Annotated in this window: 9 protein-coding genes; 8 read left to right on the top strand and 1 reads right to left on the bottom strand. The window is 35.0% G+C overall.

All coding sequences use genetic code 11. The features are described 5' to 3' along the window. Positions 1 to 57 precede the first annotated feature (57 nt). The 6 genes from OZP07_RS07050 to OZP07_RS07075 all read left to right on the top strand — a co-directional run bounded on the left by OZP07_RS07050 (position 58) and on the right by OZP07_RS07075 (position 10,554). A complete protein-coding gene (locus OZP07_RS07050; RefSeq protein WP_281637777.1) occupies positions 58 to 2,478 on the top strand; it encodes a glycoside hydrolase family 2 TIM barrel-domain containing protein in 2,421 nt (806 codons plus the stop codon). A 179-nt stretch (positions 2,479 to 2,657) separates the two neighbouring features. Beyond that, a complete protein-coding gene (gene susR / locus OZP07_RS07055; protein WP_194641042.1) occupies positions 2,658 to 4,295 on the top strand; it encodes a SusR family glycan utilization regulator in 1,638 nt (545 codons plus the stop codon). A gap of 196 nt (positions 4,296 to 4,491) precedes the next feature. After that, positions 4,492 to 6,708 carry a glycoside hydrolase family 3 C-terminal domain-containing protein gene (locus OZP07_RS07060; protein WP_281637778.1) on the top strand — a complete coding sequence of 739 codons (2,217 nt, stop codon included), beginning with the start codon at positions 4,492 to 4,494 and terminating at the stop codon, positions 6,706 to 6,708. A gap of 184 nt (positions 6,709 to 6,892) precedes the next feature. Next, positions 6,893 to 7,543 (top strand): DUF1349 domain-containing protein, encoded by a 651-nt coding sequence (locus OZP07_RS07065; RefSeq protein WP_194641040.1) that lies wholly within the window; start codon positions 6,893 to 6,895, stop codon positions 7,541 to 7,543. A gap of 94 nt (positions 7,544 to 7,637) precedes the next feature. Next, positions 7,638 to 8,771, top strand: a complete 1,134-nt coding sequence (locus OZP07_RS07070; protein WP_281637779.1) for an acyltransferase family protein — start codon at positions 7,638 to 7,640, stop codon at positions 8,769 to 8,771. A gap of 112 nt (positions 8,772 to 8,883) precedes the next feature. Continuing rightward, positions 8,884 to 10,554, top strand: a complete 1,671-nt coding sequence (locus tag OZP07_RS07075; RefSeq protein WP_349293655.1) for an IS1182 family transposase — start codon at positions 8,884 to 8,886, stop codon at positions 10,552 to 10,554. Between the two features lie 68 nt (positions 10,555 to 10,622). On the opposite strand, the gene OZP07_RS07080 is transcribed toward OZP07_RS07075, so the two are convergent. Next, positions 10,623 to 12,908 (bottom strand): GH92 family glycosyl hydrolase, encoded by a 2,286-nt coding sequence (locus OZP07_RS07080; protein ID WP_281637780.1) that lies wholly within the window; start codon positions 12,906 to 12,908, stop codon positions 10,623 to 10,625. A 264-nt stretch (positions 12,909 to 13,172) separates the two neighbouring features. On the opposite strand from OZP07_RS07080, the gene OZP07_RS07085 reads away from it, so the two are divergent. Together OZP07_RS07085 and OZP07_RS07090 are read left to right on the top strand one after the other, a co-directional pair. Beyond that, positions 13,173 to 13,958, top strand: coding sequence for a ThuA domain-containing protein (locus tag OZP07_RS07085; protein WP_281637781.1), 786 nt, complete (start codon positions 13,173 to 13,175; stop codon positions 13,956 to 13,958). An 808-nt stretch (positions 13,959 to 14,766) separates the two neighbouring features. Next, a complete protein-coding gene (locus OZP07_RS07090; protein WP_281637782.1) occupies positions 14,767 to 15,381 on the top strand; it encodes a hypothetical protein in 615 nt (204 codons plus the stop codon). Positions 15,382 to 15,496 lie beyond the last annotated feature (115 nt).

Consider the following 15,496-nt stretch of genomic DNA (forward strand, 5'->3'; position numbering starts at 1 on the left):
AAAAAAAAAAAGACCATCAATCAAAATATACGAATGAATAATTAAAATAAATACATAATGACTATTAAAAAGCTCGCATTACCAATTCTTATTTTTTCCTGCTTATCAGCTTTTAGCCAGATATCGTTTGGGGATTCAAAAAAAATTAATGACAACTGGAAGTTTACGCTGGAGGATGCTTCGGGTGCACAAAACACTACATACGATGATGCTAAATGGGAATCAGTAAATGTTCCTCATGACTGGAGCGTGAAGGGGAGATTGAGTCCAACTTTGGCGAGCTGTCAAGGTTATCTTCCCGGAGGAATTGGATGGTACAGAAAATCATTGAATATTCCTCAAAATAAGAAAGGCGAAAAAGTCTATTTATATTTTGAAGGTGTGTATAATCGAAGCGAAGTTTTTATTAACGGTCATTCTTTAGGAAAACGCCCTAACGGATATATTTCTTTTGCTTATGATGCGACTCCTTTTGTGAAATATGGAGAAGATAATATCATTGCTGTACGTGTTGATCACAGTAAGAGTGCCGATTCCCGCTGGTATTCAGGATCAGGAATTTATCGTAATGTATGGTTAGTTTATTCAAATCCGGTGCATATTGCACAATGGGGTGTTTATACCTATCCAGAAGTTGCTAATGGAACTGGGACTTTGAATGTTGAAGTAGCTTTGGAAAACGGTTCATCTGCAAAAGCAAACCTTACAGTTGTCAATGAACTTTTAGACAACAGCGGAAAAACAGTTGCCAAAAGTTCTCAAAAAGTGCTTGTTGATGCCAACAAAGAAAACAAAACGGCTGTCAAAATAAATGTAAAAAATCCTCAATTATGGGATTTAGAACACCCAAATCTGTATCAGTTAAAAACAACTATTCTAAAGGATGGGAAAACAGTCGATAAAACAGTTACATCAACAGGTTTTAGAAATTTTACATTCGATGCCAATAAAGGTTTTGCTTTGAATGGTAAATGGATGAAAATGAAAGGAGTTTGTCTGCACCATGACGCTGGAGTTTTAGGATCTGCAGTACCAAGAGAGGTTTTGAAAACCAGATTGATTACTTTAAAAGAAATAGGCGTAAACGCTATTCGTACAAGCCACAATCCTCAGGCACCAGATTTTTATGCTCTTTGTGATGAATTAGGAATCTTAGTTCTTAATGAAGCATATGATGAGTGGGAATTTCCAAAACGTAAATGGTTAACAGGATGGAATGTAGGAACTCCAGGTTTTGAAGGTTCTAATGATATTTTTGTTGAATGGGGTGAGAAAGATTTAGAAGACATGGTACGCCGTGACCGCAATCATCTTTCTGTTTTTGGATGGAGTATTGGTAACGAAGTTGATTATCCAAATGACCCATATTCACACCCTGTTCTGGATAATGGAAAAGACGGCTTTGGACAAGCCAATTATGGCGGTTACAAAAAAGATGCACCAGATGCAATGCGTCTTGGCGGTATAGCCAAACGTCTTGTAGCAGCTGTGAAAAAATATGATAAATCCCGTCCTACAACAGCAGGCCTTGCAGGTGTTGCAATGTCTAACGAAACAGAATATCCAGGAGCTTTAGATATCACAGGATATAATTACACAGAAAGCAAATATGGTTCGGATCACAAAAAATATCCTAACAGAGTGATTTTTGGAAGTGAGAATGTTCATGATATGGCACCATGGCTGGCAGTAAAAAATAACGAACATATATTTGGACAGTTTTTATGGACAGGTATTGATTATTTAGGTGAATCGAATGCTTGGCCATCAAGAGGATTCTATTCTGGATTGGTAGATCTTGCCGGAATTATTAAGCCAAGAGGATATTTCCGTCAGTCATTATGGTCAGAGAAACCAATGATTTATGCAGGAACATACATCAGCAATAATGAAAAAGAACTTTCTAAAGATGCTTGGCCTATCTGGAATAATTACAATGAAGGCCAGATCATCAGAGTGGTTTGTTACACTAATGCAGCCAAAGCCCGCTTAGAATTAAACGGAAAAGTTATTGGTGAAGAAAAGAAATACGACGAAAATACAGGCGTGATTTATTGGGATGTTCCTTTTACTCCGGGTAAATTAGAAGCAATAGGACTTAGCGATGATAACAAGGTTGTAAGCAGATATTCAATTGTTTCTTCTCAGCAGCCGTATGCTTTGGTGGTTAATGAAAAAAATATCACTGTTAATAAAGATGGCGTTGCCAAAGTGATCGTTCAGGTATTGGATGAAAAAGGACTGCCTGTAATACTTTCTGATAATGAAATTATCTGCGCAGTGAGCGGTTCAGGTACTTTATTAGGATTGGAAGCTGGAAATAACAGCGATATGGGTGATTATACTGATAATGTTCAGAGAGCATTTCACGGACATCTTGTTGCTTACATTCAGTCAACAGGAGGCAGTGAGCCTATAAAAGTTAATTTTACCAGCACTTGGTTGAAACCAGCAGAGGTTACTATTCAGGTAAAATAACCAGCAGAATTTTGAATAGTTTTCTAAGAAATTAAAAATAAGTTTCAGTTTTGTTAATTAGTAAAAGCTGTTTCTCATATGAGGAGCAGCTTTTATGTTTTCTAATTGTAAATAGAAATCAAAAACATTCTATTCACTTTATTATATTTGTAATCCATATCATTTAGCCATTATTCAGTTTGAAAAATTACCTGCTTTTTTTTTTACTTACAATAAGTTATTCGGGTTATTCATCGGAGGCTGATTCTATTTTTGATAAGTTAAATGATGCTTTAAAAAATAAATCGAAATATGTTCAAGTAAAGGAGCAGCGCATTCTGAATTTCAAAAAAATTAAATCCGAAGATCTATCGAAGGAACAGGAATACAATTACAACAAAACGTTATATGCTGAATACCAAAAATTCGATTCTGATTCTGCAATTTTATATGTCAAAAAAAATCTTGTAATTGCAGCAGAACTGCAAAATAAAGCTTTTTCGGATTTAGCTAAACTGCAATTGGCCAACCTATATTCTTCATCTGGAAAATACCGTGAATCGGAAGCTATTTTGAAAAGCATCAATAAGAAAACATTGACCAAATCACTGCTTCCAAATTATTATATGGTGTATCGGGAATTTTTCGAGCATTATAACGCAAATAGCAGAAGCAGAGAATATATTGAACAAATAGGAAAATATAGAGACTCTTTGTTAGGGGTATTAAATCCTCGAACATTGGAGTTTAAAATTAACCAGGCACAGAAAAATGTTTTCAATAAAAAATATACTCTTGCCCTAAAACAATTATCGGTTTTATTAGAAAATACAAAAGAGGAAGATTCGCAGTACGCGATGATTACGTACCTTTTTGGTAAAATTTATGAAACTACGAAGCAGTTAGAACTAAGGAAAAAATATTATGCGCTTTCTGCTGCTGCAGATATTAAAAATGCTATAAAAGACAATGCTTCACTTCAGGAATTGGCATTGGTTTTTTACGAAATTGGCGATGTTGATATGGCTTATAAGCTCACTCAGTCGGCAATTGAAGACGCACTTTACTGCAATGTTCAGTTTCGAACACTGTTAATGTCTGAAATTTATTCGATTATAAATACCGCTTATTTAGAAAGAGAAGCCCAAAGAAAAAGCGAATTGCAGATATACCTTTTGTGCATTAGTTTACTTTCGGTGTTTCTGATCTTGGCTGTGATTTATGTTTCTCGACAAATGAAAAAAGTATCCAGAATTCGTGGAGAACTTTTTGCGACAAGCCAAAAATTAGCCGAGTTAAACAAGGATATTACAGAAACAAACAGCCAGCTGCAGGAACGAAATGCCCAATTATCTGAATCCAATCATATTAAAGAAGAATATATTGCACATTTTTTCAGTCTGTGCTCCAGTTATATCAATAAATTAGAAAATTACCGTGTTATTCTAAACAAAAAAGCAGCACTCAAACAGTTTGATGAAATTTTCAAGATGCTGAAATCGACTACTCTGGTTGAAAAAGAACTGGAAGAACTGTATGAGAACTTTGATGTAATTTTTCTAAATCTGTATCCGACTTTTGTAAAAGACTTTAATGCATTACTCATCAGTGAAGAACAGGTTGTATTGAAGCAGGGAGAATTGCTGAATACTGAACTCCGCATCTTTGCATTAATCCGTCTTGGGATAACAGACAGCGTAAAAATCGCAGCATTTCTTCGTTACTCTTTAAGCACGATTTATAACTATCGGACCAAAGCCCGGAATAAAGCCGCTGTCTCTCGAAATGATTTTGAGGAAAGAGTTATGAAAATTGGATTATTACCTTCGAAAGGCTGATTTTGATTGTAAAAGCACTACTTTTTTTAATCTTATTTTTGTTTTAATCATTTGTTTTTCAGTGTTTTGGTTTTTTATTTCACTACTTTTTTTGTTTAAAAATCCTACACATACTATTACGTTTTAGTTTTACAATATTATTAGGAAATGCTAAAATGTCCTGATAGTATTTTAATGATTTAATAAATTATGTGGTATGTTTAAAAATGTTAAAACGATTGTTTTTTTACTATTATTAGGTTCATTCGGAGTGAATGCACAAAATAAAGTTCCAGTTTATCTTGACGATAAAAAACCTATTAATGAACGTGTAGAAGATGCACTTTCTAAAATGACAACTGAAGAAAAAATTGCGATGATTCATGCGCAGTCAAAATTCAGTTCGCCAGGTGTTCCGCGTCTGGGAATTCCAGAAAACTGGATGACTGACGGACCGCATGGAATTCGTACCGAAGTAAAATGGGACGAATGGGATCAGGCAGGCTGGACAAATGATTCGTGTATTGCATTTCCTGCACTTACTGCTTTATCTGCCACATGGAATAAGGAAATGGCTTCTTTATATGGAAAATCAATTGGTGAGGAAGCACGTTTCCGAAATAAAAATGTATTGTTAGGACCAGGCGTAAATATTTATAGAACACCATTAAACGGCCGTAACTTCGAATATATGGGCGAAGATCCTTTTCTTACTTCAAAAATGGTTGTGCCTTATATTAAAGGGGTGCAGTCAAACGGAGTTGCAGCCTGCGTAAAACATTTTGCTTTAAATAATCAGGAGACAAACCGCAATGCCGTAAACGTAAATGTTGATGACCGTGCGCTGTATGAAATTTATCTGCCGGCATTTAAAGCAGCTGTTCAGGAAGGTGATGCTTGGGCTATTATGGGATCGTACAACAGATACAAAGGGCAGCACTGCTGTCATAATGAGTTTTTGTTAAATAATATTCTCCGCGGCGAATGGGGATTCAAAGGAGTTGTAATCTCAGACTGGGGAGGAGTTCACGATACCAATCAAGCGATTCATAATGGTCTGGATATGGAATTTGGTTCTTGGACTAATGGACTTTCATGGGGAACAAGCAATGCGTATGATAACTATTATCTGGCAAAACCATATTCAACGATGATTGCTAAAGGGGAAATCGGAACAAAAGAATTAGATGAAAAAGTGCGCCGTATTCTGCGTTTATCGTTCTTGACTACGATGAATAGAGAAAGACCTTTTGGATCATTTGGAACAAAAGAACATGCCGAGGCTGGTTTAAAAATCGCTGAAGAAGGAATTGTACTGCTTCAGAACAAAAATAATATTCTGCCGATTGACTTGAATAAAACCAAGAAAATTGCTGTCATTGGAGAAAATGCGATCAAGATGATGACTGTTGGCGGAGGAAGTTCTTCGCTTAAAGCAAAATACGAAGTATTGCCTCTTGACGGATTAAAGAAGAGAATTGGCAGCCAGGTAGCAATTGTTTACGCTCGCGGCTACGTAGGAGATCCGACTAGTAAGTATAATGGAGTTGCTGCAAAAGTTAGTTTAGAAGACAAACGTTCTCCAGCAGAATTAACCGCCGAAGCTTTAAAAGCGGCGAAAGATGCTGATGTAGTTTTATTTTTCGGAGGCTTGAATAAAAGCGATCATCAGGACGCCGAAGGAGAGGATCGTAAAGGCTTAGAACTGCCATACAATCAGGATAAACTAATCAGTGAATTGGTTAAGGTAAATAAAAATGTGGTTTTTGTAAATATTTCGGGAAATGCGGTGGCTATGCCATGGGTAAATGAAGTTCCCGGAATTGTGCAGGGATGGTTTTTAGGAACTGAGGCAGGTACAGCTTTGGCTAAAGTTCTGGCTGGAGATGTGAATCCATCTGGAAAGCTGACATTTACTTTCCCGGTTAAATTAAATGATAACGGAGCACATGCTTTAGGACAATTCCCAGGCGGTGACGAAGTAACTTATAAAGAAGGAATTTTTGTCGGGTACCGCTGGGCTGAAAAGCAAAAGATAAAACCATTGTTCCCTTTTGGCCACGGCTTAAGTTACACGACTTTTGAGTATGGTAAAGTAACTGCAGATAAAAAGCAATTGTCAAGCGGAGACCAGATTACATTTTCGGTTAAAGTAAAAAATACAGGAAACCGCGATGGGGCTGAAATTGTTCAGCTTTATATCAGTGATTTAAAATCGTCTTTGGTTCGTCCGATAAAAGAATTAAAAGGTTTTGAGAAAATTTCGCTTAAAGCGGGCGAAGAAAAAACGGTAACTTTTACTGTTGACAAAACTGCCCTAAGTTTCTTTGACGATAAAAAACACGAGTGGGTTGCCGAGCCTGGAGCTTTTGAAGCTTTAATTGGAGCATCATCTGCAGATATAAAATCTAAAGTGAGTTTTTCACTTCAATAGATTCATTTATTTCTAAGGTGGTTGGTTGCAAAGCTGTAATTGTAAAAGTTGCAGCTTTTTAAAATTAAATTTTTATTTTTTACCATTAAGGTATTAAGTATCATTAAGTCATAAAGGCTTTATTTCCTTAATCTCTTAATGGTTTAAAAAGAAAACACTTTTATTGTTTTAAAATTTAAATAACATGAAAAAAATAGTATTATTTGCAGTTGTCTGTTTGTCATTGCAAAATCTTTCTGCTCAAAGTTTAAACAAAATGCAATGGTTTAACGAACCTGAAAAGTGGGAAATAAAAAACAATGCATTGATTATGAATGTTACTGCCAACAGTGATTACTGGCGGATTTCACATTATGGATTTACCGTTGATGATGCCCCTTTTTATTATGCAGATTATGGTGGAGAGTTTGAAGCAAAAGTGAAATTAACAGGAGATTATAAAGCTCGTTTTGATCAAATGGGATTAATGATTCGGGTTGATGAAAAAAACTATATTAAAACCGGAGTTGAATTTGTAGACGGAAAATTTAACATCAGTACTGTCGTAACGCATGATAAAAGCGATTGGAGCGTAACAGCTCTGGAAAAAGCACCGCCTTTTGTTTGGATTAAAGTCGTAAGAAGATTAGATGCTGTTGAAGTCTTTTTTTCGTATGACGATAAAACATATATCATGACGAGAAATTCTCCGTTACAAGATAACAAGCCTGTAATGGTCGGTTTAATGGCAGCTTCACCCGACGGAAAAGGTTTTGAAGCCAAGTTCGAAAACTTCTCTGTAAAACATTTGCCAGACCAGCGCAGGACGGAATGGCTTAAAAATCACCAAGAGTAATTTTAATTATTGATTGTTAATGATATAATGAAATGTTTGTATTTTGCAGTTACCATTAATCATTAACAATCAATTATCAACAATCAACTATTTTATGACAGATATTAAACCCAAAAAACATTATGAAATTCTAGACGGTTTACGTGGAGTAGCCGCAATTTTAGTCGTTGCTTTTCATATTTTTGAAGCGTTTAACGGCGGAAACCGTTTCAAACAGATTATCAATCATGGCTATCTGGCTGTGGATTTCTTTTTTCTTTTATCAGGATTTGTTGTTGCGTATGCATACGATGACCGCTGGGGAAAAATGACACAATGGGAGTTTTATAAACGGCGTTTGATCCGCTTGCAGCCGATGGTTATTATGGGAATGATTATCGGAGCCATTTTCTATTATTTTCAGGCTTCGGATATTTTGTTCCCGATGATTGCCAAAATGGAAGTCTGGAAATTGATTCTGACGATGGTTATTGGTTTCACATTGCTTCCAATTCCGCCGTCTCTGGAGATCAGGGGCTGGGGCGAAATGCATCCGCTGGATGGTCCTGCGTGGTCGCTGTTTTTTGAATATATAGCCAATATTTTATACGCATTAATTTTTAGAAAATTCTCTAACAAAGTGCTTTCTGTTTTTGTTTTGATTTTTGCCGGAATACTTGTCAATTATACTGTTTTTGGTTCAAAAGGCGATGTAATCGGCGGATGGTCATTGAATTTAGAACAGATGAATATTGGGTTTACCCGTTTGTTGTATCCGTTTTTTGCAGGAATTCTGCTTTCCCGTTTAGGAAAACTAATTCATGTAAAGGGGGCTTTCTGGGTCTGCAGTTTATTGATTGCAATTGGTCTTAGTGTGCCAAGAATTGGAGACGAAAACAGTTTATGGATGAATGGATTATATGAATCTTTCTGTATTATTCTTGTTTTTCCTCTAATTGTTTCAATTGGTGCAGGAGGCGAAATTAAAAACCCGTTTTCCCTTAAAATATGCAAGCTGTTAGGAGATATTTCATATCCAATTTATATCACGCATTATCCGCTCGTTTATTGGTATACCGCTTGGGTTGTAGACAATAAAGTTTCGCTGGAAAATGGTTATGTATTAGGTATAGGAGTTTTAATTGCAAGTATTCTAATAGCTTATTTGTGTTTGAAATTATACGATGAACCTGTACGCAATTGGCTTCAGAACAAATTTCAAAAGAAGAAACCTGTTGCAGTAGAATAAATGGATGCAGATATAATTTAAAAACAAAGAGGCTGTCCAAAAAGTAAGGACAGCCTTTTTTTTGCTGTTTTTAATCTAAAATAGTATCTTAGAGTTGCACAAAAAACGAGCAATGGCTAAAGTAATATTTAAATCGCAATCGATCAATACACCGGAACTTTTTCCGATAAATATTTTTGATAAAATTTCAGAAAACCATCCTGTCCGCTTAGTGGATAAGATTGTCAATTCATTGGATATAAGTCATATACTTAAAATATATAAAGGAGGAGGCACCTCGGCCTATCATCCCAGAATGATGCTTAAGGTTTTGTTTTACAGTTATTTAAGCAACACTTATTCCTGCCGAAAAATAGCAAAGGCACTTACTGAGAACATTCATTTTATGTTTATTTCAGGCAACTTAACTCCTGATTTTAGAACCATTAACGATTTTAGAGGAAAGATTTTAAAAGAAAACATCAAAGATTTATTTGCAGAGGTGGTCAAAATGCTTGTGGAAATGGGCTATGTCAGTCTGGATATCCAATACATTGATGGAACAAAAATAGAAGCCAAATCCAATAAATACACCTTTGTCTGGCGGGGTTCTATAGAGAAATACAAAGAAAAGCTCGAAGTAAAAATCAACAGTATCTTATCCGACATTGAAAACAGTATTTTATCAGATAATCAAGAAGTCAACAAGGAAGAATTACCAAAAAAAATAAACTCGGAAGAGCTGAAAGAAAAATTATCAGAACTCAATAAAAAACTCAAAGAGCCCAACAAGAAGATAACCAAAGAGCTTGAAAAGCTTCAGGAAGAGCACCTGCCAAAGCTTGAAAAATACGAAAAAGATTTAGTGATTTTAGGCAATAGAAACTCCTACAGTAAGACAGATCCTGACGCTACCTTTATGAGAATGAAGGAAGACCATATGAAAAACGGACAGTTAAAACCTGCATACAATCCTCAGATTTCTACTGAAAATCAATTCATTACCAACGTAACCATTCATCAGACACCTAACGACACTACGACTTTAAAATCCCATTTGGAGGAATTTGAAAAAATGTATCAAAAACAAAGCAAAACAGTTGTAGCCGATGCTGGTTATGGAAGCGAAGAAAACTACGAAATGCTTGAAAATAAAGACATAACGGCCTATGTAAAGTATAATTATTTTCACAAAGAACAGAAGAAAAAAATGAAGGACAATCCGTTTCTTGTCCAGAATTTGTTCTACAATATACAGCAGGATTTTTATGTGTGTCCAATGGGACAAAGAATGGAAAACATTGGCAGTGGAAAACGGACATCGGCCAACGGATACGAATCACAAGTATCTTATTATCAAGCAAAAAGATGTGATGGATGTCCACTTAGAAGTTTGTGCCATAAAGCCAAAGGAAACAGAACAATAGAAGTAAACCACCGCCTGAACCAATTAAGGGCTCAGGCCAAAGAGCTGCTCATGAGCGAAAAAGGACTCGAACACCGAAGCAAACGCCCAATAGAAGTTGAAGCAGTATTCGGACAGCTAAAAAACAACAATAAATTCAGCCGGTTTACTTTCACAAGCATCGAAAAAGTGGAAATGGAATTTCTATTGATGGCTATCGGGCATAATTTCAGAAAAATGATAGCAAAGAACAATGATGCGTCGAAAACTCATCTAAAAATCTCCTTCAGAGTTCTAAATAGAGCTATAAAAGTCGAAATTCACTTTTTAAATACTGTAACAGAATATTTTTTCATTAATCAACCAACCCAAAATCGATTCCTGAAATTTGCAGCATAAAAAAAGCTGTCCTTTTCGGACAGCCTCTTTGTTTTTAATGACGTAACTCGCAATTGGCAAGGACTGGACTATTTTATTTTAGGCTTTGAGCCCATATAGAAGGTTATTTTGGAACCATTAGTTATATCAGCATGATTGATAGATAAACTATGGATAAGCTGTCCGTTCAAAAGCACTTTTTGAACATAGACATTTTTGGCACTTTGATTAATGGCTTCAACTGTAAAAGTTTTACCGTTATCCAATGTGAGTTCTGCTTTATTCACAAGAGGCGATCCCAATGCATATTGATCAGATCCCGGAGCAACAGGATAGAATCCCAGTGAAGAGAAAATATACCAGGCACTCATTTGTCCGCAATCGTCATTTCCGCCCAATCCATCGGGAGCTGGTTTGTACTGCATATTTAAAATTTTTCGGACCTGCGCTTGTGTTTTCCAAGGCTGGTCTGTCCAATTATAAAAATAAGCAACGTGGTGCGCAGGCTCATTGCCATGAACGTACCCGCCAATGATTCCTTCTCGGGTAATATCTTCTGTTTCGGCAAAAAACGAATCAGGTAAATGCATTGTAAATAAAGTGTCTAATCGAGAAGCAAACAGTTTTTTTCCGCCCATTAAATTAATTAAGGCTTCTGGATTATGCGGTGCAAAAAAGCTGTAATTCCAGCTGTTGCCTTCAATAAATCCCTGACCATTGGTACTCAAAGCATCAAATTCTTTTTTGAAAGTACCGTCTGCCAGTTTAGGCTGCATAAAACCGGTTTTTGATTCAAAATTATTTTTCCAGTTTTCAGAGCGTTTTATAAACTCATTGTAAATTTCAGGCTGATTCAGTTTTTTGGCTAGCTGGGCGATGCACCAGTCATCGTATGCATATTCCAAAGTATTTGATACCGAGACACCGCTTTTTTCGGCAGGAATATATCCTAAGTCCATATAATAGCCAATACCTTCATAATCCCGATGTTTTGCAGTAGTAACGCAGGCTTGTAAAGCTTCGTTTGGATCACCGTTATAAACTCCTTTTATAACCGCATCGGCAATTACAGATACACTGTGATAACCGCTCATACACCAGTTATCATTGGCATAATGTGACCAGATAGGCAGCATGTGAAGACTGCTTTGGGCATAATGTGCCAGCATTGATTTTACCATATCATTGTTTCGCGAAGGCTGAATAATATTGAAAAAAGGATGCAGTGCTCTATAAGTATCCCACAGTGAAAAAGTGCTGTAATTGGTAAAACCGTCAGTTTTATGCGTGCCTTGATCCAGGCCTTTATATTCACCGTTTACATCAGTATAAACTGTAGGATTTATAAAAGTATGATACATGGCGGTATAAAAATTAACTTTGACATCATCGGGAGCAGTGATTTTAATTTTATTCAGTTCTTTGTTCCAAATGGCTTGTGCTTGGGTTTTTACTTTTTCGAAATCCCAGTCTTTTATTTCTGCCTTCATATTTTGCAGCGCGTTTTCCTGGCTTACTGGAGATATTGCAAATTTTATTTTAATTTTTTCAGCTTCATTGGTTTTAAAATCAAAATACATTCTGATTTGTTTTCCGGCTATTTCAGGGAAGTTTTTATTCTGATCAAATTTTCCCCAAAAACCTCTGTACGCTTGTTTGGCCTCATAATTCTTCTGACCGTATTGAGTGAAAGGTTTGGAAAAAGCCATAGCAAAATAAACGGTTTTTGTTCTTGCCCAACCGTTCGTCTGCCTGTAGCCTGTAACCAGAGTGTCGTTTACAACTCTAACATACGTCCAGACATTTTTATCATTATAATTATAAATTCCAGCCATTAAATCCAATATAATATGGCTTTCATCTGATTTTTGGAAAGTATACTGATGCATGCCAACTCGGGTTGTGGCGGTTATTTCGGCTAAAATATTTTCATCGTCTAATTTTACTTTATAATAGCCGGCTTCGGCAGTTTCATTAGCATGAGAAAATGCCGAACGATAGCCGTTTTTTGGATTAGAAGCTGTTCCTGGATTTAACTGCAGTTTTCCCTGCGTAGGCATTATCAAAAAATCACCAAGATCTGAATGCCCCGTTCCGCTTAAATGTGTGTGGCTAAAACCGACTATGGTCTTATCTTCATAGCGGTATCCGGCACAGTATTTATAAACTTCGCCGTTGTATTTTCCATTCAATTCATAAGAGATTGTATCGGTTTCCGGGCTGAGCTGAATGGCTCCAAATGGTACTGTTGCACCGGGATAAGTGTGTCCCATTTTTTCAGTGCCGATAATTGGTTTTACATATTGAACCAGATTCTGCTGTGCATTGGTATGAAAGAAACTTAAGAATATGACAGAGAGAAAGAATTTTTTCATTGGATACTTATTGATTGATAAGAAAATACTTTTAAGCGTAAAAATAAAGAATAATTTTCTTTACTGATTATTATTTTAGTTAAGCTTAAAGTGGTCATGAATAACTTCAAAGTGATTTCAATTGGCGTTAAATTCTGTCATGATTTGTTCTGAAGCATTTATTATAGCAATTTGTCAGTTTTATATCTATCTTTAGATTTTATGAATATTGAATTTTTAGGGATTAATTGATTTTCTTCAAAAAATAGTAAACAATAAATAAATATGATTTTTCAAAAGAATTATTTTCAAAGAATTGGGCTGTATATGTTTTTATTTCTGTTTTCAAATCTAATAAACGCACAAAAACAGTTTAAGGTTTTATTAATAACCGAAACAGCCGGCTGGTATCATGAATCGATTGAAGCGGGAGTTGTTGCAATTAATGAATTAGCGGCAACGCATAATTTTGAAGTTAACCGGCAGCAAAATTCAGAAAAGATCACGGAGAATAAATTAAAGAACTATGATGCTGTAATTTTTTTGAGCACAACTTATAATATTTTTGATGAAAGTGAAAAAACTGCATTTCAAAAATTTATTCAGTCTGGTAAAGGATTTGTTGGAATACACGCCGCATCCGATACAGAATACGATTGGGAATGGTATACCAAGCTTGTTGGAAGAATGTTTTACATACACCCAAGACAGCAGACTGCAAAACTTGTCATATTGAATCATGATTTTCCCGGATTGGAAAGTTTTCCAAAGTCTCTTTTATGGACAGATGAATGGTACGAATTTGGTCCGGAAAAAGTATCAGGGCTTAAATATCTCATTGCTGTTGATGAAAAAACATATGATCCTGCTGTAGTTTGGAAAAGAGGCTCAAATGATCTGGTTGGAAAAGGAATGGGTAATTTCCACCCAATTTCATGGTATCATGAATTTGATGGCGGGAGATCATTCTATACTGCTTTGGGACATATAGATAATGTATATAAAAATCATTGGTTTTTAGAGCATTTGTATGGCGGAATTTACTACGCAGCTACTGGAAAAGGATTATAGAAATAGAATTAAAAAAGGCTGTCCTTACTTTTTGGACAGCCTCTTTTTTTGTTTCTCATTTTGAGATAAAAAAAAACAAAGCATACTATATATCTTTAATGATTTATATATTAGCATGCAATATCTTTTTATGTTTATCAGCCTTGTGCTTTTTTGTGATAGATAAGCTTGGTTCTTTTTAGGTGTATAAATAAAAATGGCAGTAAAGAAAAGAAAATATCGTAATAAAAAGAACATGATGAAAATTATTCAAAAGGAAAGCTATTTCGAATATGTCAATAAGGTTTTAAAAACTTTTTTTACTAGTTCAACTAGTCTAATTTATACCAGCTTAGTATTTCTTGTAATTGCTGTTTATTGGTACGAAGATGGATTTGAAAAAATGCTTAGAGTTTTCTTTCTGTTGATAAATGCATCGTCAATAATGTTTTTTTTAGGAGAAATTTTAGCTTCAATAATTTCAAAAGAAATTAACAAATACAATGTGATTAGTCAATTGATCGTAATTTTAATTTTGACTTTTATAAGTTTTTTTTTCTACGATGAAAATTTCAGATATTGGTCATTTACTTTAGGTCTAATACTATTCATTCCAATAATTCTAAATACTGCGTTTATCAAAATCCGAATATGGCTAAATTTATAAATGGGAATCACTATTTCCAACAGCTGCAACAGATTTAAGCAATACTTTAACGGAAAGCTGTTTTTGCATATGAAATGTTTTTGTAAATCGAATAATGAGCTTAATTTAATCCCAACTCCATTAGAATAGGGGCTGATCAATAGACAATGTTAAAAAACCTAAATGAAAAGCACAATAATTTTTACGGTTATATTTCTAAATACTCTACTAAGTTATGGACAAAAACAACATCTGGAACCTGCCACATTTTATGTCGGCGGAGGCTTAGAAAATTATTATAGAAACTTAAACACATTATGTTATGAAGGTATGTCTGGTTATCCATATGCTAGATTTATTGCTATCCCTTCATTTTCAAAAGAGTATGCGTTTTCAATCGAAAAAAACAATAAAGAATATTTTGTAATTTCCATTACATTAACTGAAAGCTATTGGCGGGCTAAAAAGAAAGACAGCGTAAAGTTTGAAAGTAAAAAAAATAAAATAGATGAAAATATTTACACAAAAATTGGTTGTTTATTTCAGCTGTTAGCAAGACAAACAAAAAGTTATAGTGATGAATATCATGGTTTAGATGGCGAATCATATTATTTTTTAATTACTGATAATAATGGAGAGATCAAAATTGGAAAAACTTGGTCACCTGATGATAATTCTCTTATGGGAAGATTAATAAAAATATCAAATGATTTATATTCATTTGGGAATGGAAATAAAGTTTCAATAGCTGAAATTAACAACGAAATTGACAAATTAATAATTGATTTCGAAAAATAGGTATTCCTGATAAATGTTGTTGCAACGGTTTTGGATAACTGACTCATATTTCTTATCAAATGGTAATTGTAATCTCTTCTATGTTTTTGTCCTTTGTAAAAAAAACATAGGAACG

Source organism: Flavobacterium marginilacus (genome assembly GCF_026870155.1).
Lineage (GTDB): Bacteria > Bacteroidota > Bacteroidia > Flavobacteriales > Flavobacteriaceae > Flavobacterium > Flavobacterium marginilacus.

Excerpts from the sequence above, each read along its gene's own strand:
- OZP07_RS07060 (WP_281637778.1), top strand. The coding sequence starts at position 4,492 with ATGTTTAAAAATGTTAAAACGATTGTTTTTTTACTATTATTAGGTTCA.
- OZP07_RS07070 (WP_281637779.1), top strand. The coding sequence starts at position 7,638 with ATGACAGATATTAAACCCAAAAAACATTATGAAATTCTAGACGGTTTA.
- OZP07_RS07080 (WP_281637780.1), bottom strand. The coding sequence starts at position 12,908 with ATGAAAAAATTCTTTCTCTCTGTCATATTCTTAAGTTTCTTTCATACC.
- OZP07_RS07075 (WP_349293655.1), top strand. The coding sequence starts at position 8,884 with ATGGCTAAAGTAATATTTAAATCGCAATCGATCAATACACCGGAACTT.
- OZP07_RS07065 (WP_194641040.1), top strand. The coding sequence starts at position 6,893 with ATGAAAAAAATAGTATTATTTGCAGTTGTCTGTTTGTCATTGCAAAAT.
- OZP07_RS07090 (WP_281637782.1), top strand. The coding sequence starts at position 14,767 with ATGAAAAGCACAATAATTTTTACGGTTATATTTCTAAATACTCTACTA.
- OZP07_RS07050 (WP_281637777.1), top strand. The coding sequence starts at position 58 with ATGACTATTAAAAAGCTCGCATTACCAATTCTTATTTTTTCCTGCTTA.
- OZP07_RS07085 (WP_281637781.1), top strand. The coding sequence starts at position 13,173 with ATGATTTTTCAAAAGAATTATTTTCAAAGAATTGGGCTGTATATGTTT.